Raw genomic sequence first — 26,727 nt, 5'->3', positions numbered from 1 at the left:
CTATTCAATAAAACAATTGAATAGTTGAGGTGAACGTTAATTGTCTGATGAAAGAGCATTAAAGGATGTGCTATATCAGGAATTTGCTCGTATTGGTAAATGTCTTTCAAGTCCAAAAAGATTAGAAATACTTGATCTTTTATCACAAAGCCCAAAATCAGTTGAGGGAATAGCTAAAAATACTGGGATGACTGTAGCCAATGTGTCACAACATTTACAAACTCTCCACAATGCGAGGTTAGTTAATTTCAAGAAACAAGGTAATTTTGTTTTTTATGAACTAGCTGATTCTACTGTTTCAGATTTTATGACAACTTTCCATAATTTATCTGAGAAACAATTGGTTCAAGTCCAACAAATTAAAAAAGAATTTTTAAATAATAATTTTGAAATGGATGGATTGTCGCTACCAGAACTAAAAAAACGAATGGATAATGGAGAAGTTTTACTGTTAGATGTTAGACCTAGAGAGGAATATGAAGAGGCTCATATTCCTGATGCAGTATCTATTCCAATTGAAGAATTAGAAGAAAAATTATCTTCTTTACCAGCGAATATTGATGTCGTTGCTTATTGCAGAGGTCCTTATTGCTTAATCTCTGTAGATGCTGTTGAATTATTAAAATCAAAAGGGATTAATGCTTTTCGATTAGAAAAGAGTGTTAAAGATTGGATGCAGTTTATTAACCAAGAAAGTTAGAAATCGAATGGGGGGTTACGATGAAATTAGGAATTATATTAGAAACCAAAGAACCAGAAAAAGCTTGGAATGCATTCCGCTTTGCTAACACTGCTCTAAAAAAGAAACATGAAGTGAAGTTCTTTTTAATGGGAGAAGCTGTTGAGTGTGAAAATATTCAGCATCCTAAATATAAAGTTGTTGATGAAATGAAAAAATTTGAAGAATTACATGGCGGTTTATTAGCATGTGGTACTTGTCTGAAATCAAGAATGATGGATGAATTCGCAGCTTGCCCGATTTCAACCATGAATGACTGTGTTGAAATGGTAGAATGGGCTGACAAGACAGTAACTTTTTAAAGTAAATAAAGTATTGGATTTATTAAATTTGGAGGGAATAGCATGTCAGAAGAAAAAATTTATGATGTTATCATTGTTGGTGCCGGTCCTGCTGGTATGACAGCAGCCGTATATACATCACGCGCAAATTTGTCAACATTAATGATTGAACGCGGGATTCCAGGAGGTCAAATGGCTAACACTGAAGAAGTTGAGAATTATCCTGGTTACGAAAGTATACTAGGCCCAGATTTATCTTCAAAAATGTTTGAACATGCCAAAAAGTTTGGTGCTGAATATGCTTATGGCGATATAAAGGAAATTATTGATAATGGTGACACAAAAACGGTAGTTGCCGGTACAAAAGAATACAAAGCTTATTCTGTTATCATTGCAACTGGTGCTGAATATAAGAAGCTAGGGGTTCTAGGTGAAAAAGAACTTGGTGGTCGAGGTGTATCCTATTGCGCTGTCTGTGATGGAGCCTTTTTTAAAGGAAAAGAGCTAGTCGTGGTGGGAGGTGGAGACTCTGCTGTTGAGGAGGGAGTCTATTTAACAAGGTTCGCCTCAAAAGTAACGATCGTCCATCGTCGTGATCAGCTACGTGCGCAAAAAATTCTTCAAGAACGTGCATTTGCTAATGAAAAGGTTGATTTTATTTGGAATCATACTGTTAAGGAAATTCATGAGAAAGATGGCAAGGTCGGTAGTCTTACCCTAGTTTCAACAATAGACGGAACTGAAAAGGAATTTAAAGCAGACGGTGTATTCATTTATGTTGGGATGTTGCCGTTGTCTAAGCCATTTGAAAGCATAGGTATTACCAATGAAAATGGATATATTGAAACAAATGACCAGATGGAAACAAGATTATCGGGAATTTTTGTTGCAGGTGATATCCGTGAGAAAACGTTACGGCAAATTGTAACAGCAACCGGCGATGGTAGTATTGCTGCTCAAGCCGCACAACATTATGTTGAGGAATTAAAGGAAGAATTGAAGATTAAACAATAATTACATTAACCGATAAGTAATGTCTAGGTCACTTAAAATATATGGTTGCGATAGTGGAAAAACTCAAGCCAAATATCTCAGTGTTGTAAAGAGAAATTTGGCTTTTTTATTTAAAATTTTCCTTATAGTTATAAATCTCATTTCCTGATGTTACTCGTGTTTACTCGCAGTATAATCTGATTGGACACTTTTCGTCCGTTTATTTCAAAATTTCGGAATTATAAGAGAACACCAATAAAAAAAGAACAAAATGCAAGTAATTACTTGGAAAGGCGGACTAAATGATGTCTAGTAAAGCTGACTTACAAATTTTAACAAGTCCAGCATGGTTACAAGGTTACATTGATTCCCCAGAAAAGCAACGACAGTTATATAAAAGGACATTAATGATCGTTGTCATTTCACAAATTTTCGGAGGTGCCGGACTTGCAGCAGGTGTAACTGTAGGAGCACTTCTTGCACAAAACATGTTAGGGACAGATAGTTTTGCAGGAGTTCCAGCAGCATTGTTGACCTTGGGCTCTGCTGGTGCAGCGCTACTTGTAGGGCGTTTTTCCCAACAATTCGGAAGACGTTTAGGGCTTGCCACAGGATTCCTAGCCGGAGGTATTGGTGCATTAGGTGTAGTAATCTCAGCATTATCTAATAATATTTTTCTTCTTTTTGCTTCACTATTAATCTATGGTGCTGGAACAGCTACAAATTTACAAGCACGCTATGCAGGTACAGACCTAGCAACTTCTAAACAACGAGCAACAGCTGTCAGTATCGCAATGGTATCAACCACTTTCGGCGCTGTAGCAGGTCCAAACATGGTTGATATGATGGGTCGATTCGCATTAGCAATCGGAGTCCCTGCTCTAGCGGGCCCGTTTATTCTAGCAGCCTTAGCCTATATCCTAGCTGGTTTGGTACTTCTAGCTTTTCTACGCCCTGACCCTTTCATTGTTGCGAGAGCAATTGCGGTTGAGACGAGAATGAGAACAGAAGAAAGTAAACGATTAGACGAGAATCCTAGCAAACTAGCAATTAATAACCGAGGAGTCGTAGTTGGAGCCACAATTATGGTTTTAACTCAGATTGTTATGGTTGCTATTATGACAATGACACCTGTACATATGAGGCATCACGGACATAGCCTGAAAGAGGTAGGTATGGTAATAGGATTTCATATTGGAGCAATGTACCTGCCCTCACTCGTAACTGGTATCCTTGTAGATAAGATTGGACGTACTGCAATTGCGATTGCTTCTGGTGCCACTCTACTTGTTGCTGGTGTAATGGCTGCAATTGCACCTGCAAATTCCATGATGATGCTGATCACGGCCCTTTCTCTACTTGGTCTTGGTTGGAACTTTGGTTTAATTAGTGGAACTGCGCTTATCGTAGATTCATCTCATCCATCCAAGCGTGCTAAGACCCAGGGGACTGTAGATGTCCTAATCGCTTTGGGTGGGGCATCTGGGGGAGCACTTTCGGGGATGGTTGTAGCACAATCGAGTTACGCAACACTTTCTCTTGCTGGAGGCATTCTTTCAATACTACTAATCCCTGTCATTTTCTGGTCCCGTAGAAATAGAGGGGATATAAACTAAAGGTTCTAGAAGGGGTATCGACTGTAAATCAAATTTGTGAAAAAATACAAATGTAACTAGAGCTTCATTATACAGAAAGCTATCGGAAGGGAACAAATAATCATTCCTTATTCCATTAAAGGGCCATTTAATGGAATAAGGATTCCGGAAAAATTGGATATTTATGTTGAAATTGCTGGAGATTGTGAAAGAATGTACTAACGGTGGCAGTATTGTATAAGAAGAGTTTAAAAAGTGGAGAGTTATTTCTGAAACATTGCTATGAGGTTATTGAGCTTGATCTGAAATAATTGGAAAAAGTGTTACCATATCTTCATCAACTTTGGGGAAGACCAGTTCATATGGAAACAGTGATGGAAATAAGCATGTTGTATTTATGTATGATGGAAAGGGAGTTCATAGGAGTATTTATAAACTGTGAGAGGATGCAATAGTTTAGCACCTTCTTTTTTTTTGGATTTACTGCATAATGAACCCTATTATCTTCTTTAATAATCCATTTAATCTAGTTATTTACTTGTGTGGTGGGGGACCGCCCCAGTGGCCTTGCAACAGAATTGCCAGTTGAAAAAATAGTCAAAGCGAAAGATTATCTCAAACTTGAAAGAAAATTGGTCAAAGTTGAAAAGATTACTCACCCAGCAACCCCCTTTTTATTTGGCAAGGCTGTTTTCACAAAGATTGTTTCTTTATGAATTACTTAACTTTAAATATATTGCTCTTTCCTCATTAATATATTTTAGAACTGGAATTATAAATGCATAAATACAAAAAAAAATCTTACTGTCGATTTTTTCTATTTAGCTAAAGCAACAAACGTTAACAAAAGAGCCTTTAGAAAAAATCACCGTAATACACCCAAACCATATTATAATATGTTAAGACTATCAAAAATAATGAGGTAATTGCTTATGAACATTTACATTTCACTAAAATCCCTAGCAAAACGCAAAAACTTTATCACAAAACAACCATACGAGCTGCAAAAAAAACCAAACACACTAAGAGAACTCATTACCCAAGTCGTAACGCAAAACTTCGAACAGTTCAACAACAAAGCTAGCAATCCAGAAACACCACTTATAAACTTTCTTTCCCACTCAGACATCGAGCAGCAAATCCAAGCCGGAAAAGTAGGGTTCCAAACACTATATAATGACAAGCAAGCAAATCTAGCGAGAGCAATCGAAATCGCCATCCAAGCCTTTGAAGACGGCTTATACCGAATGTTCATAAATGACGAAGAAGCTGAGCAGCTAGATACCCCACTAGAGGTAACAGAAGACGCTGAAGTCGTGTTCATACGCCTGACAATGCTTACGGGCCTGATGTGGTAGGCTGACTGCACCAAACCAGAGGGACGGGTTCCTGTGTTTAAATGAACCAGGAGAACCGTCCCCCAGGTCCACCCAAAGGAGGATACGAAATGACGTTAGAATCAAGCGAAAATTATTTGATAGATTATGAAGCAAAGATTGCAACACTCAATGAACAGGATCAAAAGCTAGCTAGACACATCCTAAAGTTCATGCAAACGGATTACTATAACCAGGACCGACATATTCGTCGCTTCACCAAGACGCTCAACGAGCAAGCAGAAACTGACCAAGACAAGCTCAACCGACTAGTGGACTTAACGCGGAATTTACTCGGCGATTACCACGCCACTGTCATGCAATACATCATCAATCACGCAACCGAGTATTCCTACTCAACAGGCTATGACCGGAGACCATTCCGCACCAAAAACATAACAGCCCACTTAAACAGAATCATCGAAAAGTGCGCATCACTCCATGATCTAGCAAAGCACCGCTTAACCATCATGGACATTCTTACAAACCTACACCTTGACCTAAACAACCAGGTGATCAGCGACATTATCGCCTACGAGCTAGACCAGCAAAACGACGGCGTGCTAAGCGCACTTAAAGAAGTCATCTATGGTGACAACAACACTGCCCTCCTCACAAGAGAGATGATAAAGGGCATGCTGCTCTGCCATCGTGAGGAAGCCTTTACCATCATCGGTGAGATCCTTGTGGCAGCGAGACTTCAAGAGGGTCTCCGCCAAAGCATCGTCGAAACAATGGATGAAGGCACATTAGCGGCAACAACGCACCTACTTAACGTTATCCTTGACAACAACCTAATCCGATACAGCTCAGTTGTTAGAGCAATCGACGTGTGGACAGGCTTAACCCTTGAGGCAGAGCAAGCCCGCGTCACCAAGCAAATGATTCAATACATCCATGAATGCCTAACAAATCCTGACCTCCGCAAGCGGTGGTTGCAGAGTGAGGATATGAACAAGCTGTACACAAGTCTATGGGCAAGTGCAGTAATCGAGGAGGAGGACCTCAAGCACCAGGTAAACGCGCTTATGGATAACGGTGAAACCTATCAGAAGATTGTCGCCCAATATATGCTCGCCCAGAGTCAGAACGACCTACTCAAGTACACGATTGCCTCCAAGCATCTAGACGAAACCGATCGTGAGCTCCAAGTCTTTCTGCTCACTAACTATACGTACGAGTGCTATTCTTCGTGGAACTGGAACCGTAAGACTAATCAGTATATTCATAAAATCAAGTTCGAACGCATTCCGGCACTTGAAGAAAGGTCCGAGCGACTACGTCAGTTCACTCTTTTAAAAGCAATGCTAGACACTGCTCCGAAAAAAGAAATAACAATCAAATCCAGGGTTTTCAGTGGCTTAGAGGTAGTGTATTCTGCTGACTCCATCGTAAAAAAGATGCTTTACCTGATTGCCTATGATATGGACCAGGGACTCATCACGCAAATCATCGAGAAAAAAGACATGTACAACTCAGACACGAGAGGATATTTACTCGATTGCTTTACAATAGATCAATCCAACCCTGCTCAACGCGAGTATATTTTTGCATGCTTATCTGATAAAAGCATGACCAATCGTGAAAAAGCGATGACACGAATCCTAGAATTAACGCTAGTACCTGACGAAATAGACAAAGTTGAAGCAATCCTGAAATTAAAAACAGGAAACCTCCGTCAAAATGCTATCAAGCTTTTACTAAAGCTAGAAGACGAAAAACTAGAAGAATCACTGGACCAACTTTTAACAAGCAATAGTGAACTGCAACGGGTTGGCGGACTTGAAATGATCTCAGAGTTAAAAGAAGCATCACCGGAAAAATTCAAAAAGGTAAAAGACAAATGGAAGGTTATCAAGGCTCCGACTGAAAAAGAAAAGCTATTAATCGACAAGCTTTCAACAAAAGAGGAATATAGCCTAAAGAACGGTTTCAGTCTATACGACCCAGAAAAACAATGCCAGTTGCCAACTGACAATTTCCAAAAAGTCGAAACCAGTAACGTGTTCTCGACCGATTTTACAAGAATCCAAGAGATCCTAACTGGCCTTTCCGAGTTAATTCACGAGCATCGCGAGCACGAATATGAAGTCGATTGGTATGGTTATAAGGAAACGCACTTATTGGGTGCAACTCTAAAACGAGGTCGGAACGTTGACATGCAGGACAAGCGAGAGGGAATCGATGACCTGCCACTAGCTGAGGTTTGGAAGGACTATTTTAAAACAACAAAAATCACTACACCTGAGCTTATCGAGCTTAATATCATGTTCAGTTTAGACCTAGTGTATCGCTATCGCTATAAAAAGATTAACAACTGGGAAATGGATGACTATAAGAAGCCGAATGATTGGCGCAAGGAGTTTCTTGATAGCGTTTATCCATTAGAGAAGGTAAAGGCCTTCTATACCTTTGCACCTGAGCTTCTTTATTTTAGGCAGATGAACAAAATTGTATCGTCTTATTTCCAGGACCTAAACAAGGAAGACGTATTCGAAACAGCAAGTGGGATGCTTCATACGATGATTGAGGCTATCCCTGAGGAGAAGCGGAAGTCAGAGCGTCAGATGTATCAGTTTATTGCATTCCCGTGGCTAGATTGGGCAAAGGAAAATGTGTATAATGATGCATCCTACAAAAACTACTTCCTTCTATTATATAAATTATACACTATGAATAACTTTAAAAGCTTTGGCCCAGACCTTGAAGAGCTAGTCCGATCCTATGATCTACTGCTTATCGACGAGAATGAACTGACAAAAGAGCTATTAGGAAGAGAGAATAGTAGAGATCACATTTTAGAGCTAACAAATGCGAAGAAGGGCTTCACGAAAGTGCACCCTTCAATTGAGCCGATAAAAGAAAAGGTCATCGCTCGTATCCTTGATATTGAACTAAAGCGTGGTGACCTCCAAACAGAGGCCACTCCACATGCAACAGGTATCATGTATTATGAGGGCATGGAGTATTTGATAACCTTATTATCAGGACTCGATAAGGAATCGTTCGTCCGTGGCTATTTCTATTACTATGGCAATATGAATGTGACAAAGAAGGAAGCGTTGAGCCACTTACTACAAGTCTGTTACCCGAAGGCGGGCGAGAACGAGGAGCTACTGGCACAGCTTGTAAAAGAAAAGAAGATCGCTGACAAACGTTTACTTGAGGCTGCGATGTATGCACCACAATGGCTAGATATTGTAGCAGCATATTTAAAATGGGATGGACTAAAGAGTGCAGCCTGGTATTTCCATGCGCATACGAATGAATCCTTCTCTGCTGAAAAAGAAACAAACAATAGTTGCGCACTATTCACCGATCACACCAGAGGAATTCCATGATGGTGCCTTTGATATTGATTGGTTCAAAGAGGCTTACGAGCAATTAGGTGAGGAGCGCTTCAATATTTTATATGATTGTGCAAAATATATTTCAGCAGGTGCCAACCATCGCCGTGCCCAGCTTTTTGCTGATGCGACACTTGGTAAGCTAGCCTTAGAGGATATGAAAACCTCCGTTGAAACGAAGCGAAACAAGGATCACTTGCTGAGCTATAGCTTGATCCCAATTGAATCAGCAAACACGAATGATGTGCTAGAGCGCTACGAGTTCATACAAAAATTTTTAAAAGAAAGCAAGCAATTTGGAGCACAGCGACGTGCAAGTGAAGCAAAGATTGTTGCGATTGCACTAGATAACCTCGCTCGAAATGCAGGGTATAAGGATGTAACAAGACTACGCTGGGATATGGAAGCGCGGAAAATGGAAGAGGTCATGCACGTCCTTGAGCCAGTGGAAATTGACGATATGACGGTTCAGCTAGTGATTGATTTAAATGGGAAGGGTGACATCAAAGTCATCAAAAACAACAAAGAGCTGAAATCCGTCCCACCAAAATACAAAAAGCATGAATACATCTTAGAACTAAAAGAAGTAAACACAGGACTGAAGGAGCAATATAGCCGAGCAAAAGCAGAGCTTGAACGCTCCATGGAGCTAGAAACACCATTCACATTACAGGAACTAGTCAACATGATGAAAAATCCAGTTGTTGCTCCACTTGTGAAAATGCTTGTGTTTAAGGCTGGTAAAAAATTAGGCTTCTTCACTGGAGAAGAGCTTCAAACTCCAACTGGGGAAAGCTATCAGCTTCAGTCAGACGATAAAGTTACAATTGCTCACCCTGTTCACTTATATGAAAGTGACAGCTGGAGTGACTACCAGCGTTATCTATTTGATCAGCAAATCAAGCAGCCATTCAAACAGGTATTTCGTGAGCTATACCGACTAAATGCAGACGAAGAAGCAGCAGGAACAGAATCCAGACGCTATGCAGGACACCAAATTCAGCCAAAGAAAGCTGTTGCCCTATTAAAAAATCGCATGTGGACCGTTAACTATGAAGAAGGACTGCAAAAGGTCTATCACAAGGAAAACATCATTGCAAAAATCTATGCAATTGCAGACTGGTTCTCACCTTCTGACGTAGAAAGCCCAACCCTTGAAACGGTAGAATTCTTTGACCGAAACACCTATAAAAGCATAGAGTTTAGTAAAATTCCAAAAATCATCTTCTCTGAAACAATGAGAGATGTGGACCTAGTCGTAAGTGTCGCCCATGTTGGTATCGTTGACCCAGAAGCAAGCCTAACAACAATTGAAATGAGAGCAGCCATCCTACAGGAATCTCTGAGACTGATGAAAATTAACAATGTAAGAATAGAAGGAAACTTCGCACTGATAAAAGGAAATCTCGGGGAATACGGTGTCCACTTAGGAAGTACCATGGCCTACAAGCAAGCAAGTGGAAACCTGAACATCCTAGCAGTTCACTCGCAGCATAGAGGAAAGCTCTTCCTACCATTCCTAGATGAAGATCCAAAAACAGCGGAGATCCTCTCAAAGGTCATAATGCTTGCGGATGATAAGAAAATCAAGGATCCAAGTGTGTTGGAGCAGTTAAGACATACGAAGGGTGCGAATATTCAATAAGGTAATGGAGTAGTTGAGGCTATTCTTTTTTCTGTCTAGGTTGAGGATTGTTTAAGAATGAGGTGAGAGAATGACTGACTTAGATAAGATGATTTTACGGACATTCATTTACAAAGAAAATACAATTCTTCACTTAGAAAATCTTCTGAAAAGTAATGGAATAACGAACTAAGAAAAGAAATAAAGTCTAGACTATCTACATTACTTCATAATGGCTTAGTAAAACAATACGATGCTCTATCGAATGGAAATATGGATTTTAATGTTGTTACAGATAAAAAATCCAACGATATTTCCTTTGTTGATTCATCAACTTGTCTCGCTCAAGCCGTTGTACATAGATATTTATCATTAACGGACAGAGGTTAATCTGTCATGTAAGATGAAAGTTTTTTGTTCCCTACTTTTCTACTAACTGACGCTTATCTCAAATAATATTTAGGCAAAGCTCTTCAACAATCGGGCGCAATGATTCAATAAGCATTGTGATCTTTATTTATGTATAAGGCGCGTTTCTTTAAGAACCAGCTGCCAAATTTGGCAGCTTTTTTTAATAAATTAACGGCGGTTATTTAAAAAGGTAAAGGGTTAGGATCATGTTACAATTGGTTTCATGATAGTATTTGAGGTTATATAGAATTGAAACGGAGAAAAAAATAATAATAACAGGTGCAGCTTCTGGAATTGGAAAAGAAATTGTTAAACATTGCTTAAGTGAAGGTGCTACTGTAATTGCATTCGATATTAATGAGTATTCCTTAAATGATTTAAAATTTTACCCGAAAAAGAGACAATGGAGCATTTTGCCGATGAAATCGTCCAATCTGGCTACAGCGCTTCTTCACGCTTATTCCGAATTCAATGGACTGAAACAGTTAATTACAAATTGCTAGAGAAGATAATTGAATTTAATATAAAGGATAAAGGCAGAGAATTCGAATTTTTGGCGGTAATAGTATAATATCGAAGGAGGAAGATATGGAAGTTTTTGTGAAATATTTAGCAAGTATCGATAATCCCGACCACCGCGACCGAACAGAGGAAATTTTGGCGTGGGTTGCTAATAAATTCCCAAATTTGGAACCGCAAATCAAGTGGAATACGCCAATGTTTTCCGATCACGGCACATTTATTATCGGCTTTTCCACAGCAAAGCATCATTTGAGCGTTTCACCCGAAGAAGTAGGCATTGCGCACTTTGCCGATGACATTGCACAAGCTGGCTACGGTGCTACCAAAGGCTTGTTTCGAATTCCGTGGAATGAGCAGGTAAATTTTGAATTGCTTGAGAAAATGATTGAATTTAATATTCAGGATAAAGCAGAATATACGAATTTTTAGCGGAAATAATACATCACGCTTTATCAAAAAACGCATGACGAAAAAATGTCAAGGGTTCCGTTTTGAGGTGCAAAACGTTAAATTGACACTAGAAATGGCATAAGAATTGACTATGCCATTTTTCTTTTTATTTAAAGGTTTTTTTAATTTTTTATAGAGAATTGACAGCCTAAATGACTAAATTATTTTAAAGGACAATGATTGTTGTACGCTTAAAAAGAGTTGTCAATTGTCGTGTCAAATGAGATGTCAATTTAACTGACATTTTGATGTTAAATCTATAAAAATTATTCAACGGTTCAGGTTACTTTAATAAAGATTTTTTTCTAAAAAAGGAGGTAAAATAGTAATAAGCATCGAATTTATCGGAGTAAGTTCACTGCATCTCTTTATCAGGAGGTTGTTAGGTATGTCGAGAGAATTATGGTTGAACCTGCCAGTGCGAGAACCAGAACGGGCAAAGGAGTTTTATAAGCAGCTTGGTTTTCGGTTGAATGAACAGTATGTTAGTCAAGATGGCTCATTCAGCTTTTTCGTCGGCGACAATCAGGTAGTTTTGATGCTTTTTCCAGAATCCACTTTCCGCGGTTTTACTGGTAATGCTGTTGCGGATTCGGCGCAGGGCACTGAAGTGTTATTCTCTCTGGGGGCGAACTCCCGGGATGAAGTTGATGATCTCGCTTTGAAAGCCGAACGTGCCGGGGGCACTATATTCAGCAAGCCTAGCGAACAGGGTGGCTGGTTGTACGGTTGTGGTTTTGCCGATCCGGACGGTCATCGATGGAACGCGTTGTATATGGATATGAGCAAAATGCCGCAAGGCTAAAAGCCTGATTCGCGATTTCGAGACAAGTGTTTAAAACAGAAAGTAAAATAAAGTTACTTAACTAAACGGGTGCTTTGAAGAAGACATTTATATTGTATACCGTCAAAAAGACTATATAAACCAGAAAATGGCTTGCCAAAACTTTCGTCAGTTAGCAAGCCATTTTTATTGTCATTTATATGATATGCACCTCAAAACGGAACCCTTTAGAAAAAATGTCATGCGTTTTTTAGAAAATGGATAGGATATCACTTTAAAAATAAATCAATTAATTGCGTAAGTTACGTTTATTATCAATTAAAAGACACATAAAAGGGATGCTGCAGCAACTCTTTTCTTGTTTACTAAAAGTCAGGTTACATAAGTATCATTCATTTGAAAACATATAGACATCTATTTATAATGGTAAACATGATAAAATATGGTACAGTTTCAATGGTTAGAAAGATTAGAGACGCCGTATACAATATGATTTTGTCGGAGCTTGGAAAACACGGAGTGAATAATTAAAGGAGAAGTAAAATGATTCGATTTGAACAAGTATCGAAAAAATTCCCTAATGGGACCTTTGCCGTAAAGTCTGTAAATTTAGAGATAAAGAAAGGTGAATTTTTTGTTTTAATCGGTCCAAGTGGCTCTGGAAAGACCACCACATTAAAAATGATCAACCGACTCATTGAATTATCAGAAGGTTGGGTTTGGATTAATGGAAAGAAAATAAGTGACTATGATATCAATGAACTTCGTTGGAATATTGGATATGTTCTTCAGCAAATTGCGCTTTTTCCACATATGACAATTGCTGAAAATATCGCAGTTGTACCGGAACTTAAAAATTGGGACAAAGAAAAAATTGCTGCACGAGTGGATGAATTGCTTAAAATGGTAGGTCTTGACCCTAGCATTTATCGAAACCGTAAACCTAGTGAACTTTCAGGTGGACAACAGCAACGAGTAGGTGTAATAAGAGCTTTAGCAGCTGACCCAGAAATCCTCTTGATGGACGAACCGTTTAGTGCGCTTGATCCATTTAGCCGGGAAAAATTGCAAGATGATATGCTTGAAATTCAACGAAAACTTAAAAAAACAATTGTTTTTGTCACCCATGATATGAAAGAAGCCATGAAGCTAGGAGACCGTATTTGTCTGATGAAAGAAGGAGAAATCGTTCAAGTCAGTACACCAAACCAGTTTTTAACGAACCCAGCAAATGATTTTGTACGTGAATTTGTTGGCAGCCGGAAATTTGCGATTAATTTGAATGAACTTATCACTCCCGCTCCAGCAGGACAAGTATTATTATCTGATACGAAAACCATTTCCTTATCTACTCCTTTAAGTGAAGTATTGGAAAAGTTAGCATTGTTCGAACACATTTCTGTAATGGAAGGTGGAAAAACAATAGGGATCATTAATCGACAAAACGCATTAAAGGTTATGTCTCAATATTTGAGAGAAGGAGGGCAAAGTTATGAATAATTTTTTAAGTGTATTTTCATCCAGGAAGTCTCAGCTTTTAACTGCCCTCTTACAACATATAGAGATATCACTAATCGCTCTCTTTTTCTCATTAATCATTGCAATACCATTAGGAATTTATTTAACTCGAAAACAAAGAATTGCCGAATATATCATTGGCTTTACCGGAGTATTGCAAACCATTCCTTCTTTAGCTTTATTAGGTCTTCTCATTCCGATATTTGGAATAGGAACGGTTCCTGCTGTTATTGCACTGGTCGCTTATGCGCTACTTCCCCTATTACGGAATACGTATACAGGAATTAAAGAGGTAGATCCTTCATTACTGGAAGCTGCAAGCGCCATGGGTATGAATAGAAGAAAAAGACTATTAAAAGTCGAGCTTCCTTTAGCAATGCCTGTAATCATGGCAGGTATCCGAACAGCTACTATTTTCATTATTGGAACTGCAACAATTGCAGCACTGATTGGTGCAGGCGGATTAGGGGATATTATTCTGTTGGGAATTTCCCGTAATGATTATTCTCTTGTGATCCTGGGAGCCGTGCCAGCCGCACTTTTAGCCATTATTTTTGACCTTTTACTGCGAAAACTCGAAAGAATTTCCTTTAAAAAGATAATGGTCGCCACTGGGGCCTTTGCACTGATTATCGTTCTAATTATGGGTTCGATGATTGGTCCAACCATTTTTCATCAAGGCGGACAAAAGACAATTGTTATCTCTGGTAAGCTGGGGTCAGAGCCGGAAATTCTAGATTATATGTATAAATTACTTATAGAAGATAATACAGACTTGAAAGTGAAGCTGAGGACAGGATTAGGCGATACGACCTTTGTTTTTAATGCATTAAAATCAAAGGATATTGATGTTTATCCCGAATTTTCGGGAACTGTCATTTCCGATTTACTGAAAGAAAACCCTGTTAGTACAAACAGTAAGGAAGTTTACACACAGGCAAAAGAAGGGATTGCTAAAAAATACAACATGGTAATGTTAGACCCAATGCAATTTAATGATACCTATGCAATAGCCGTCCCGCAAAGTTTCGCTGATGAATATCATCTGAAAAAAATATCAGATCTAGTTAATGTCGAGCAGAATGTGACAGCTGGATTTGATCCTGAGTTTTCCGACAGAAAAGATGGATATCCTGGGTTGGCTCAAAAATATGGATTACAGTTTAGCGTTGTTACGATGGACCCGTCTGTTCGGTATCATGCCATTGAAACGGGTAAAGTGAATCTGATGGATGCTTTTTCAACAGATGGTCAACTGCAAAAGTACCATCTAGTTGCTCTTGAAGATGATCAGCATTTCTTCCCGCCATATCAAGGGGCTCCTTTATTGCGGAAAGAAACCATTCAAAAATATCCAGAGATTGTACCAGCATTGAATAAACTAGCTGGAAAGATTACAGACAGCCAAATGCAAAGAATGAATTATGAGGTCGGGGTCAAAGGCATGAGTGCTGAAGCTGTTGCTAGAGACTTCTTAACAAAGGAAGGTCTCTTGAAAGGGAAAAAATAATGTTGTGGGGGATTTTAAAAATTTAAAATAGGGGAGAGAAACCCTTGGGTTTGGTATATCTTTTTAGGAATGTCTAAACTAGTGGTCGAATTAACTGTTGGAAAAAAGGTATAGGCAAAATTGATTGAGCCGAATGCAATTGGGTATTGGAAAAAGGGATCAACAAAATCCAGAATTGAATGAGCAATTTTATAAAAATGGTAAATTTAGGAGACTGAGAAATGACAAGTGCTTCATTTCCGAAATGGTATGATTTTTTCATGAAACCCCTAGAGAAAAAAAGATTTAAAAGGATTCGCCAAGACCTGATCCAAAAAGCGTATGGAAACGTTCTTGAAATAGGATCGGGTACAGGAATTAATTTTTGTTTTTATAAAGATGTTGATCAGGTTACAGCTACGGAACCGAGCGAATTTATGATTCAAAAATCAGAACCAAGAATAAAGCAGTCGGGGGTTCCTATTCGATTGGTACAGGCAAGTGCAGAGAATCTTCCGTTTGAAGAGAATACATTTGACACTGTGGTCGCGACTCTTGTCTTTTGTACTATTCCAAACGTAGAAAAAGCGATTGCCGAAATGAAACGAGTGTGCAAGCCGGATGGAAAAATCCTTCTATTTGAACATGTGAGGATGGAAAACTCCTTTTTAGCCACACTTCAGGACAGACTTACTCCCTTCTGGAAAAAAATTTGTGATGGCTGCTCTTTAAACCGGGAAACGATGTCTGCCATTCAATCAAATGATGTATCTATTATCCATACAAATGAATATTATAAGGGTTTATTTGTATCCGCCGAAGCTGTGAACAAAAAATAATATCTTGTTCTGTTTTATTAAAGCGGGAGAGGGGATTACGATTTTAGTTTAAATTTTCTAAAGGAGCAGTGATTAGGGACTCAATAGTAAGAAAATATGTTATTGATAGAAATAAATATGTAAAAAAATGTTTTCATATGTTTTAAAAAGAAGGGGCGGCATTATGAGTCTCATTACAGAACTTATCATTAGAGTGATCATTATTGTTTCACTAATTGACGGGATTGTATTTTATTTAATAAATAAACATTCTGGGGTAATATCAGTACCTTTTGCTATTGGTATTATTGCAGTGACAATAATATCATTACTGATTAATATTTTGTTTTGTCTTTATAGAAGAGGAATTAAATAGACTTAATTCAATAACATAATTTTTATTTCTAATATTAGAGGATTTGGAACTAAAATAGTAAAGACGGAACCTTCATATAATGTTCATTTATGAAGTCCTAATTAACATCCATTAAAAATTATTAAAACCACTATTTTTTAACGCAGCCTTATAAAAAACTTTTATAAAGAATGATGCTAGGTATTTTGTATAATCAGCACTATTTAGATGTTCTAAGCTCGTCCAAAAAAGCCTGAACCATTACATCAGCATTCGGTAACTTGGTATTCACTAGCTTCAAATGCATCATTGCTTTTAGTAGAAAATTGTAATTTTATAAAATTTGAAAGCCTAGTTTCTTAGTATTTTTAGTAGGAAATTAGGCTTTTTATAATGGCTAAATTCGTATTAATTGACCACACTGTTTAATAATTTGCTTACATAATTAATACAATTTAATAGAAGTTATATAGGGGAGGTAAGAACATTGAATGTGATTAATCTATTACTTTATGAAATAGAACATACTTACAGTCAAGATGACTGGTATTCACCCTTAAACTTAGTATTAAAAGACTTGACTTTTGAACAGGCACTGTGGAAACCACAAAACAAAGAAATTAATTCGATTTGGGAAATTACATCACACTTACTATATTACAAAGAAAGGTTGTTGTTGAGATTAAAAGGAAAAAATGCTGAATATACTGCAAACAATAAAGAAACATTTAAATTTGAAGGGAATACCCAAGAAGAATGGGATTTGACAGTTGAAAAGATGAAACAACTAAATCAAGAAATTTATGAGCATATTCAAAAATTAAGTATGACAGATATTGAAAATGATACGTCTAAACTGCCTTTATGGAAACATATAAATGGAGTAATTCGTCACGATGCCCATCATATGGGTCAAATCATAGTAAATAGAAAATTACAAGATATATGGCCAGTTTATGAGGAGGAGATTAGAAATAGTTAAACAGGTTATCCAACTAACGAGGGCAATACTTTAATAACAAGTGCCGGCTTGTATTAAGGAAGAGATCGTTATCCTAATTTTTGTAGACAGGTATATCTACTATTATCAGAAATATAATTAAGAAGGAGAATTTATTGTTTAGAACATACTAAGAAAGGGTGGAAGAATGAAACTCAAACACCTTAACCTAACTGTTACGGATGTCTCAGTTGCACGGAATTTTTTAGAGAAATATTTCGGTCTAACGTGTGGAGCTAGCCGTGGGAACGGATTTGCTACAATGTTTGATGAAGCTGGTTTCGTCTTAACTTTAATGAGGGGTAGTGAAGTCCATTATCCAAATTCGTTTCATATTGGATTTCCCCAGGAAAGTAAAGAAAGAGTGGACAAAATAAATCAAAGTTTGAAAGAGGATGGATTTGATGTACAGCCTCCTCAACAGTTACATAGTTATACATTTTATGTTGAGGCACCTGGAGGATTTACAATCGAAGTGTTTTGTCATATAGAAAGGGAATTATCAGAGAATTGAAGGAATGAGTAATGAAGAAAGAAAAGTAATTTCATCAAGTAATTTACTTATTTTTAGAATTCTTTGCTATTTCAGTTGAACATTTCTTATGCTTTTTGGTTAGATATTAAAGAAAAATCTTTTACGAACGGGTGCAAGAGTTGAGCAGCCAGCTACCATAATTGGTGGCTTTTTTAAATGTATTAACGGTGCAGGCTGAATAGTGCATCTTCATTTTTCACTTCATATTTTAGAAAAGGAAATACTAATATTATATAATCAGTGGGAGAAACAAACATGTATAAAAACCCGCAAGAAATCGGTGCAATTCACCAAATAATTAGCGAAATGGAGTCTGGATTTAATCAACATGAATAAACAGGGGAAATAAAAAAGAAGAAATAATTTAATTGCAATTCTTTAAGAACTCTTAATTAGTAGAATTGAATATGAGTAAATTCACAAAAAGCTTCACCACATTGATTGTTTTTAGAACTGTTTGATAGGATCGGTGATTTAGGCATTAATCTATTTGAATTCTCACCATGTTTTTTGCTATCAATACCTCGTTCGTTTCTTAAGTAAATAGTGGAATGTGGAAAAAGCATTAAATTGGTATAATAATAGATAATTCGAAATTTATTAGTATCAGGAAGTGAATTGCTTTATGAAGAAAGAGCAATTAATACAAAAGTTTAATAAACAAGCTGCCAAATATTCGAAAATGAGTAAAAAACAAGGGCAAAATAAATGGAGAAAACAAATTTTCCAATCGGTTAAAGGAAAGACTTTAGAAGTGGCTGTTGGGGCTGGAATGAATTTTTCCTTCTATCCTAAAGATATAGAGTATTTAGGAGTAGATTTCAGCCCCAAAATGATTGAATCTGCTAAAGAATCTGCAAAAAAATATGGAGTAAAAGCCAATTTTATTGTATCTGATGTTGAATGCCTCGATTTTCCTGATAATTCCTTTGATACAATTGTTTCATCCGGCTCTTTTTGCGTTTATAAAAATCCAGTCCATATTTTAAACCTTTTTAATAAATGGTGTAAAGAAGATGGACAGATATTACTTTTAGAACATGGGCTATTTTCCGTCCCAACCTTGGCTTGGATTCAAAAGAAACTTGATAAGCTTGCAGTTAATACTATCGGATGTCATCAAAATCGAGATATTTTAGAAATAGTTAAGCAATCCAATTTAATAATTAAGAAGCATGAACGTGGGATTTTAGGATATCTCTATTTAATCTGGGCAAAACCACAAAAGTTAGAACAATTTAACTAGTAAAAATACGAATAGACTAAGTTTATCATTTTATTTTATTTGAAATAAAAGAAGGCGATGCCTTAAATAAAGTATTGCTTTTTCCTAATTCGACTTTTAAAGAAGATTGTGAAGAATTGTACTTAAAGTAAAAGGGGCTTTCGTTGAACAAAGGGTTGCTGCGGCAGCCTTTTCTTATTGAGTTAAAGAGCAGGATAGTTACAAAGGAAAAGTTCTAACACTTGTCGAATATAAAGGTAACAAGTATAAAGGAATTGAATTGAGAAATGGAATTTTTTAAGAGACGTAGAAGAAATATATTGAATATTGAAGATAAACTTTGTGCAGAAGTTGCACTAAAACAGATGTTTATTGGCAGTGTCGTAGATGGTATAAAGTTTGGGCATGGCCCAGGTTCAACATTGTTTTTTTTTATGCACTACTCTGACAATCCACTTGATTTTGATTTTATATGGTTAAATATAGAGGATCCTATATGGGGTGTGTATGATAGTCCAGATAAAATTCCAAAATATCCAGATGATATGATAAGGCTTACTGAAGAAGAAGGCTTTTTTTCTATCTTTAATATAAGACGAGAAAAAGTAATCGACGTAAAGTTAGGCGAAATTTCTCCACATTTGTATATCACTTTAAAATCAGGAAAAGTGTTATTTGTTAATGGATACCACCAAAAGTATGAATCCTGGCAAGCAAGTGATGGAATCCACGAAAGCGGTGAGTGGCTAATTGTTGCTGGTCCAGCAAATCGGATTGCCTCTTGGACACCGAATCCACGAAATAATAATTGCTAACTCCTAATAAACTAGGGGGGCTACCATAACCGGTAGCCTTTCGCTGTTAAACTAACGTGGCCGGTTGAAGAAGATAATTGTACATTTAGTCAAAATAATTAGTTGATGATATGGAAACCATTGCTGAATACTTACCAAATTTAGCTACCATCAAAATGAAAGTAGCCAATTGGTAAATGGAGTTGTTAAGGATGCCTGTGGAAGCCTTTATGTCTATTTCAGTCATTTGTTATTTATTAGGTTTTATCGTAAACCGTCAACACGATCAAGTATTTTCGCGTTTTTCTCTTCACATTAGGTGGTGGTTCTCAGCTTTAACGATAGTATTTATAATGATCTGCTTAGGTAACTATTGGGACGGCATACAGAATGTAAAAATGGCTATTCGTGGTTTGCTTTCATCAATCGTATTTTTGTTCCTGTCTTGGAAGACAAGAAGAGGTAACGAAGCAATTGGAGTATTGCCAGAAACAATCATTTTTGGACTATTTAAATGGATCCGAAACAAATTGAGTATTTTTCGGGTTCAGCAAGAAGATGTCAGGAAGAATGAGGTGCTTTTTTCTAGGGGAAGAAGTGCTATTGTAAGCATACATAATTTATTTAAATGGATAGCCTTCCTTTTTACATTAGTATTTATGGCTATCGCTATAGGATCTATTCCAAATAATGCTGAAGAATTTAACTTAATGGTTATTATATTCGTATCTTCACTCCTCTTAATTGGTGGTTTTGTGACTATGAGAGGATTTTTATGGAGAATTGAAGTAAGTAAAGATTCGGATACTTTCGTTTATAGAACATCTTTTGGACGGTCGTACCAAATTCCTTACAATGAAATCACGTATTACAAAACACGGAAGTACATATTAACATTCAAGTACAGGAGAAAAATTTTTATTGTCAATACGCAAGCTATAAATTATAGTTTTTTCATAAGAATCCTTATAGAAAAAGATGTAAAAAAGATCTTCAAAAAAATCTAGAAAAACCTATCCTTATTTTTGAACGAACGGGTCCTTGAGTTGATGATGGAGTTGCATCGGCAGCTCTTTTTTCTTGTTGATCAACTAGCGGACAGTATAAGAAGGAAATCTATTCGCTCAACTAGAATATATGGTTAACAGCTTTTTAAAGTAAATGCATTAGGGGAGCTTTTATTGGAATCATATCGATTTTTTATGTCAATTTCTTTGACTTTCTTCGGAATAATAGGATTTACAGGATTTTATATGTTTCTAAAAACAATAAGAAAATTTGTCCTAAACAAAGTTACCGAAGAGGTTGAACTAGAAAAAACATTAATAAAATTTTCATCAAAAATTAAATTGTGTATTTTTTTAGGGATTGCTTTCTATCTTATTGCTATATTTTCTTTATTTTTTCACTAACGGGAGCATTACTTCAACAATGAGGTAATGCCCTTTTCTTCTTCAAGTAACGGGTCAGTTTGAGGAATAATATAAGGAAGGAAATTCAAAGTAATTGCTCGAACTATTAATGAATTACCTTAAAAATGAGGCGGTAACATGTGGTTACTCATTTCTATTATTGGAGTTTTTGTAGCAATTTTTCGTTCAATATCTTCAATGATAAAAAGAGATAAAAAGAAATTGTTTGGTTCTTTACTAATGATATTAATATTCGGAATTAGTATTCTTCTGTTTTATTTTCACATATTTCTGGGAATTAACGTAATGGTGTTCTTTACCTAATGGGGGCTTAAACTCAAGAATGATCGCTTCATTTTTCCAAAGGTTTATCGATAATGGGAAAGTACTGTTGGGAGGAGAAGATATTACTTTATGATCTTGCTATTTTTTTTAGCTTTAGTGGGTTTAATTTTGGGGACGGTTGGTTTTTTGTATCAAAGAAAGGCTATTAATAAATTAATTAAAAAAGAACAACCTGTTGATACAAAAAATATAGAGAACAAGCATTTGTTAAAGCAAATTTTAATAGGTGCAGGTTCGATGATATTAGGTTCAGTTTTTTTATTAATAGCATTGATTTTATCGCTTTTACCCCATAATTCTTGAATGGATATTGTAAGATTCTTGTTGAACTTACTGGTGCGTTTCTTCAAAAAGGAGTTGTCTCTACTTTGTGAAATTAATGAGTCGGGATACTTGGAAATAGGTGGTAACATTTAATAGATAGTTAGTAATTAAGAGGAGGAAGAATAATTGGATAAAAGAGCTATACTTGTATCTTCATTAGCAGGATATGAAGCTGAAATTGGCCGCTGGTTATGGTGTTTAGAGGATGTTCGCCGTACCCTTATAACTGAATTAACTGGAATCAACCAAAATCTGCTAGATGGAACAATGGGTAAAAGACAATCAATTGGCACTCTTTTATATCATATTGCATTAGTTGAGGCAGATTGGTTATACGTCGAAGTACTTGGAACCGATTGGGATCCTGAAATCAGGTCATTATTTCCGTTAGATAGTCGAACTAACGGCAATTTAACTCACATTGAGGGCCAAAGTTTAGAAGAACATATTTATCGACTTAAAAAGGTTCGTGAGGTTTTTCTGTCTTATTTTCGTTCAATGAACTTAAAGGATTGGCGTAGACCTCGGTCACTTGAACAGTATGACGTAACTCCTGAATGGGTTGTTTATCATTTGATAGAACACGAATCGCATCATAGGGGGCAGATTTTTCAATTGCTTAGAGAGTTGAGGGATAATTAAAGTAGTAAAAAATGTTGGTAAAGGTTTAGCAGTAGATCTATATTTCTAAGTGTTTGGATTTTTTGTTTTAGCATCTTGTTGATCAACTAGCGGACAGTATAAGAAGGAAATAAGATACTATTAGATTGAGGTGATATTTATGATATTAGTAAGCTCTTGTTTAGCAGGGTTAGAAGTAAGATATAATGGTACTCATTGTTTGGATAAAAAGATACATCAACTTTTAGAAGAAAACAAAGCAATAACTGTATGCCCAGAATTACTCGGTGGCTTTTCAACTCCAAGAGAACCAGCTGAGATAGTTGGTGGTAATGGCGAAGATGTCCTTGATGGTAAGGCTAAAGTGGTCGAGAAATCGGGTAGCGACGTTACTGAACTTTATATAAAAGGGGCTTATGCTACTCTAAGAAAAGCTCAAGAGGTTAATGCAACAGTAGTTATTCTTAAAGAGTTTAGCCCTTCCTGTGGAAGTTCGATGATTTATAATGGCGAATTTAAAGGTAAGAAAATTGTTGGAAATGGAGTGACAACTGCATTACTTAAAAGAAACGGAATTCAAGTAGTCTCAGAAGAGAGACTTTCTGATTTTCTTCAGGGAAAAATCTAAATCTACATAAGATAAACGAGGGGCATTGCTTTAAGATGGAGAAATGCTCTGTTTTGTTTAAGTAATGGGGAGTTTATTTACGGAAGGTATTAGTAAAAAATTGCAGGAATAGTATGTAATGACCTAAAAAAATTGTTAAGGAGAAACCCTGATGAAGGCGATTACGTACAATAAATACGGAACGACTGAGGTTCTTAAACTAAAAGAAGTAGAAAAACCTACTCTAAAGGACAACGAAGTACTAATAAAAGTTCATGCTGTTTCTGTGAATTCTTGGGATTGGGAACTCCTAAGAGGTAAACCGTTCTTAACCCGTCTTGGAGGGCTTCTTAAACCAAAATACAAAATACTTGGCGCTGATATAGCGGGGCAGGTTGAAGCTATTGGCAAAGAAGTAAAGCTTTTACTTCCTGGTGATGAGGTTTTCGGGGACATTTCTTGGTGTGGATGGGGTGGGTTTGCGGAATATGTATGTGCTCATGAAAATGCATTGTCGTTGAAACCAGCGACTATGACATTCGAAGAAGCTGCGTCCATACCACAGGCGGCAGTCCTTGCCCTGCAGGGACTTCGTGATAAAGGAAAAATTAAAGAAGGGCAAAAGGTATTAATTAACGGTGCTGGTGGAGGCGTGGGCACGTTTGCATTGCAAATTGCCAAATTATACGGAGCAGATGTGACATGTGTTGACAGAGCGGAGAAATTAGAAATGCTACTGTCAATGGGGGCTAACCAAGTTATTGATTATGCACAAGAGGATTTCACCCAAAAAGGTCAGTCTTATGATCTTATTCTCGATATTGTAGGATATCGGTCTATTTTCGATTTCAATCGTATATTAAATCCCAAGGGCACTTATGTCATGGTGGGAGGTTCCTTGCTCCGAATTTTCCAATGCATATTCGTGGGACCCTTGTTTTCTAAAACCTTGGGAAAGAAAATGGCTATCCTTGTCCATAAACCAAACAGAAATGATCAAAATTACTTAAAGCAACTTTTTATGGCAGGCACAGTGGTACCTGTAATAGATAAACAATTTCCGTTGAGTAAAGCTGCTGATGCTGTCCGGTATCTTGGAGAAGGACATGCCAAGGGTAAGGTAATCATCCGTGTTGAACATAAAAACGACGAATCTTAGAACTAATTACATGTCATCATGTGGACTTTGTACCTTGACCACAAAATGGTTCAACGCAAGAAAAATATGGAGAGTTCGTGATGTTTTTATTTTGAAATATTGTACTTTCACTTTTTAGGACTATAAAGCTTTAAAATTTGGGAAAGGTTTGTGAGCCTCAGCAAGAGATGAAAAACTAGTAATTTCAGCAACTGAACTGATTTTGTTCCAGACGGACATTACATTTGCTGATTGGTGTGCTTTTTCTTTTGACTCATTGGACTTCCACTCAGCTATTTCAATTATGGTTCCATCTTCCGCTTGAAGTGTTAACAATTCACGGTTTGTAATTAATCCTTCTTCTCGTAATGTTGGTATATGTATTTTTAGTATTTCTTTTAACTCGTTTTCTTTTCCTGGTTTAGGACGATAAAGTGCCATGAAAACAAAGGACGACATAATTTCACCTCCTATAATGTACTATGATAACATTTCAAATAAAATTTAAAAACATTACCTGTAAAGTTATTGTTTTATATACAGCTTTTAATGTTGAAAGGAGAAAATGTTGCAGATCCTGAGGTTGAAGGGGAAAACAGCGACTCCGTTCGACCATTTCCCAACTTATTATAGAGAATACATTTAACTGTATTTACCCATGAAACAGCAATTTATATGTCAGGATGTAAAAATGGACATTTACGTAATTGGCAAGTTGGAATATCTATTATTATGAATTTATAGATAATGTATGCATTATTGAATAGTTGGAAACAAAAAGAGATACTTATTTCAGGCTACCATAGGATGTTTATGATTTGGATACACAATTCATTGGGAAAATCGCATTCCGCTAGTATCCTTATCAGGCATAAATGGTGTCTTAGGCAGATTCGCGCATATATTGGGGAATTCGCGCATATATCGTGAAATTCGCGCATATCGTGTGTAAATCCGCGCATATCTCTGTGAAAAAAAGATTGAACCACACATTTTTCGATTTAGTTTTTCACTTTTTTAAGTTCTTTCCTCAAAAATCCCAGCTGATTGATTTTTTTTGCCTGTTTATAATGGATTTAATCGTTCACCGCCATAAAAAACCGTTAACTTCATTTTTTAGAAACTTCAGGTCCCTTGTAATCCTGCAGGATATTGCCACCATCAACAACGAACAATTGACCGGTAATATAGGATGCCTGCTCCGATGCAAGGAAAGCAATTGTATGTGCTACTTCTTCTGGTCGTCCTGCCCTGCCGATCGGTGTGTGAAGGGCAGCAATTTTTTCATGCTCAAGCTGTGACCCTGTGGCAATCCAGCCGGGTGCAACATTATTGATGGTGATATTGTTCTTAGCTATTTCAATGGCAATCGCTTTGCTCATTCCTACCATCGCAGCTTTTGCGGCACCATAGGCTGATTCACCTGGAAAGCTGACTAATGGACCTGTAACAGAAGAAACATTTACAATTCTTCCGTATCCATGTTTTTTCATATGTGGGACTACCCTTCGCGTCACGTTAAAGCAGGTCGTCAGATTACGGGAAATGCCCAGGTCCCATTCCTCATCTTCCAGACTGGCAAACTCAGTAAAAATTTCGGGTGAACCAATCTGTGCCATTCCTGCATTATTGATAAGTATATCAATACTGCCAAATTCCGCTATAACAGTATCTATAAGTCCTTGAACCTGTTCACGATCCATCAGATCAGCGATATAACCCCTTGTCTGGATACCTTTTTGATTCAGCTCATTTGCACGTTCAAAGATTCGATCCGTAGTAGCTGTAATAGCTATTTTACCGCCCAGCTTACCGATGATTTCAGCAGTAGCAAAACCGATTCCAGAATGACTTCCTGCACCCGTAACCAAACAAACTTTGTCGTCAAATCTGATCAATTCCTTCATTTATTTTCTCCTTTATTATATAAATTGTTTCCTGCTCCCAGAAGGGATTTAGCACTTTCCTGGAATACATTCGTATAATGTCACTTAACCAATACTCTTTACGGCAACCAAGACGCTTGACCATTCAAGGGAGATGATTTTCTTTAATTATTCAATATAGTTATTTGCAAGTTCTATGCCATATTTTTGGAAATAAAAAAAAGCCTGAAAATCGATAAATATTATTTCAGACCGGTGTAATGATTAATTGTCAAAATGGGTTCAGGATAGTTTAACAGTACACCTATTAAATTCATTCATTTATGTTGTATGATAATACCTATAAATAGGGTACAGGGGAATAGAAGGAAAGTATATGGAATGTATGAAGATGAATTGTTAGTTGGTGTTATCTGGAATGCAGAGCTTTATGGTGGAGAAGTGGAACCTATTGATTTACTTAAGGAATTGTAAAAATACATGCAATAGATAGCTTAGTTTCTTTTAATAACGGGTGCTTAGTTTAAAAATGGTTGCA

At 36.9% G+C, this 26,727-nt stretch carries 24 protein-coding genes and 2 pseudogenes; 24 read left to right on the top strand and 2 right to left on the bottom strand.

Features of this window, described 5'->3' with window-relative positions; all coding sequences use genetic code 11:
• The first annotated feature begins 40 nt into the window (after positions 1-40).
• The 24 genes and pseudogenes from BN1082_RS23510 (at position 41) to BN1082_RS23385 (ending at position 24,324) form a co-directional block, all read left to right on the top strand.
• A complete protein-coding gene (locus BN1082_RS23510; RefSeq protein ID WP_090639057.1) occupies positions 41-700 on the top strand; it encodes an ArsR/SmtB family transcription factor in 660 nt (219 codons plus the stop codon).
• A 20-nt stretch (positions 701-720) separates the two neighbouring features.
• The gene (locus BN1082_RS23505; protein ID WP_090639055.1) at positions 721-1,041 is read left to right on the top strand and encodes a DsrE/DsrF/TusD sulfur relay family protein; all 321 of its coding nucleotides are present in this window, start codon (positions 721-723) and stop codon (positions 1,039-1,041) included.
• A gap of 42 nt (positions 1,042-1,083) precedes the next feature.
• Positions 1,084-2,034, top strand: coding sequence for a thioredoxin-disulfide reductase (gene trxB, locus BN1082_RS23500; protein WP_090639053.1), 951 nt, complete (start codon positions 1,084-1,086; stop codon positions 2,032-2,034).
• A 284-nt stretch (positions 2,035-2,318) separates the two neighbouring features.
• A complete protein-coding gene (locus BN1082_RS23495; protein WP_090639051.1) occupies positions 2,319-3,629 on the top strand; it encodes an MFS transporter in 1,311 nt (436 codons plus the stop codon).
• 227 nt (positions 3,630-3,856) lie between these two features.
• Positions 3,857-4,050: pseudogene (locus tag BN1082_RS23490) on the top strand (hypothetical protein); the annotation flags it as partial.
• A gap of 136 nt (positions 4,051-4,186) precedes the next feature.
• Entirely contained in the window at positions 4,187-4,324 is a 138-nt protein-coding gene (locus BN1082_RS27855; RefSeq protein ID WP_176699918.1) for a hypothetical protein, read from the top strand.
• 216 nt (positions 4,325-4,540) lie between these two features.
• Positions 4,541-4,966, top strand: coding sequence for a hypothetical protein (locus BN1082_RS23485; protein ID WP_090639048.1), 426 nt, complete (start codon positions 4,541-4,543; stop codon positions 4,964-4,966).
• An 89-nt stretch (positions 4,967-5,055) separates the two neighbouring features.
• On the top strand, positions 5,056-8,325 hold the full coding sequence (locus BN1082_RS23480; protein WP_090639045.1) for a DUF5724 domain-containing protein: 3,270 nt from the start codon (positions 5,056-5,058) through the stop codon (positions 8,323-8,325).
• Positions 8,249-9,976, top strand: a complete 1,728-nt coding sequence (locus tag BN1082_RS23475) for a DUF4132 domain-containing protein (RefSeq protein WP_176699917.1) — start codon at positions 8,249-8,251, stop codon at positions 9,974-9,976. The genes BN1082_RS23480 and BN1082_RS23475 overlap by 77 nt, the downstream gene beginning before the upstream one ends.
• Before the next feature lie 638 nt (positions 9,977-10,614).
• A pseudogene (locus BN1082_RS28755) lies at positions 10,615-10,746 on the top strand (SDR family NAD(P)-dependent oxidoreductase); the annotation flags it as partial.
• A 208-nt stretch (positions 10,747-10,954) separates the two neighbouring features.
• A complete protein-coding gene (locus BN1082_RS23465; protein ID WP_090639039.1) occupies positions 10,955-11,317 on the top strand; it encodes an iron chaperone in 363 nt (120 codons plus the stop codon).
• Between the two features lie 409 nt (positions 11,318-11,726).
• The gene (locus BN1082_RS23460) at positions 11,727-12,143 is read left to right on the top strand and encodes a VOC family protein (RefSeq protein WP_090639036.1); all 417 of its coding nucleotides are present in this window, start codon (positions 11,727-11,729) and stop codon (positions 12,141-12,143) included.
• 522 nt (positions 12,144-12,665) lie between these two features.
• A complete protein-coding gene (gene opuFA / locus BN1082_RS23455) occupies positions 12,666-13,622 on the top strand; it encodes an osmoprotectant update ABC transporter ATP-binding subunit OpuFA (protein WP_090639033.1) in 957 nt (318 codons plus the stop codon).
• Positions 13,615-15,150 carry an osmoprotectant update ABC transporter permease/substrate-binding subunit OpuFB gene (opuFB, locus tag BN1082_RS23450; RefSeq protein WP_090639031.1) on the top strand — a complete coding sequence of 512 codons (1,536 nt, stop codon included), beginning with the start codon at positions 13,615-13,617 and terminating at the stop codon, positions 15,148-15,150. Before opuFA ends, opuFB begins: the two co-directional genes overlap by 8 nt.
• 221 nt (positions 15,151-15,371) lie before the next feature.
• Positions 15,372-15,968 carry a class I SAM-dependent methyltransferase gene (locus tag BN1082_RS23445; protein WP_090639028.1) on the top strand — a complete coding sequence of 199 codons (597 nt, stop codon included), beginning with the start codon at positions 15,372-15,374 and terminating at the stop codon, positions 15,966-15,968.
• A gap of 827 nt (positions 15,969-16,795) precedes the next feature.
• On the top strand, positions 16,796-17,284 hold the full coding sequence (locus BN1082_RS23435; RefSeq protein ID WP_245640542.1) for a DinB family protein: 489 nt from the start codon (positions 16,796-16,798) through the stop codon (positions 17,282-17,284).
• A gap of 166 nt (positions 17,285-17,450) precedes the next feature.
• A complete protein-coding gene (locus tag BN1082_RS23430) occupies positions 17,451-17,816 on the top strand; it encodes a VOC family protein (protein ID WP_090639022.1) in 366 nt (121 codons plus the stop codon).
• 646 nt (positions 17,817-18,462) lie between these two features.
• Positions 18,463-19,083, top strand: coding sequence for a class I SAM-dependent methyltransferase (locus tag BN1082_RS23425; RefSeq protein WP_090639020.1), 621 nt, complete (start codon positions 18,463-18,465; stop codon positions 19,081-19,083).
• Positions 19,084-19,382: 299 nt separating this feature from the next.
• Positions 19,383-19,877: a hypothetical protein gene (locus BN1082_RS23420; protein ID WP_141650908.1), complete on the top strand. Its 495-nt coding sequence runs from the start codon at positions 19,383-19,385 to the stop codon at positions 19,875-19,877.
• Positions 19,878-20,068: 191 nt separating this feature from the next.
• Complete coding sequence (locus tag BN1082_RS23415; protein WP_090639015.1) at positions 20,069-20,863, top strand: DUF6560 family protein; 795 nt, start codon at positions 20,069-20,071, stop codon at positions 20,861-20,863.
• Between the two features lie 819 nt (positions 20,864-21,682).
• Positions 21,683-21,916: a hypothetical protein gene (locus BN1082_RS23400; protein ID WP_090639007.1), complete on the top strand. Its 234-nt coding sequence runs from the start codon at positions 21,683-21,685 to the stop codon at positions 21,914-21,916.
• Positions 21,917-22,063: 147 nt separating this feature from the next.
• The gene (locus tag BN1082_RS23395; RefSeq protein ID WP_090639005.1) at positions 22,064-22,579 is read left to right on the top strand and encodes a DinB family protein; all 516 of its coding nucleotides are present in this window, start codon (positions 22,064-22,066) and stop codon (positions 22,577-22,579) included.
• A 139-nt stretch (positions 22,580-22,718) separates the two neighbouring features.
• Positions 22,719-23,186: a 2-thiouracil desulfurase family protein gene (locus BN1082_RS23390; protein WP_090639003.1), complete on the top strand. Its 468-nt coding sequence runs from the start codon at positions 22,719-22,721 to the stop codon at positions 23,184-23,186.
• A 151-nt stretch (positions 23,187-23,337) separates the two neighbouring features.
• On the top strand, positions 23,338-24,324 hold the full coding sequence (locus BN1082_RS23385; RefSeq protein WP_090639001.1) for an NAD(P)-dependent alcohol dehydrogenase: 987 nt from the start codon (positions 23,338-23,340) through the stop codon (positions 24,322-24,324).
• Between the two features lie 120 nt (positions 24,325-24,444).
• On the opposite strand, the gene BN1082_RS23380 is transcribed toward BN1082_RS23385, so the two are convergent.
• Together BN1082_RS23380 and BN1082_RS23375 are read right to left on the bottom strand one after the other, a co-directional pair.
• Positions 24,445-24,762, bottom strand: a complete 318-nt coding sequence (locus BN1082_RS23380) for a hypothetical protein (protein ID WP_090638998.1) — start codon at positions 24,760-24,762, stop codon at positions 24,445-24,447.
• Positions 24,763-25,412: 650 nt separating this feature from the next.
• Complete coding sequence (locus BN1082_RS23375; RefSeq protein ID WP_090638996.1) at positions 25,413-26,210, bottom strand: SDR family NAD(P)-dependent oxidoreductase; 798 nt, start codon at positions 26,208-26,210, stop codon at positions 25,413-25,415.
• Positions 26,211-26,727 lie beyond the last annotated feature (517 nt).

Source organism: Neobacillus massiliamazoniensis (assembly GCF_001048695.1).
Taxonomy (GTDB): Bacteria; Bacillota; Bacilli; order Bacillales; family Cytobacillaceae; genus Neobacillus; species Neobacillus massiliamazoniensis.
Note: the sequence above shows the minus strand (reverse complement) of the source record. Positions and strands in the feature narration are given on the sequence as shown.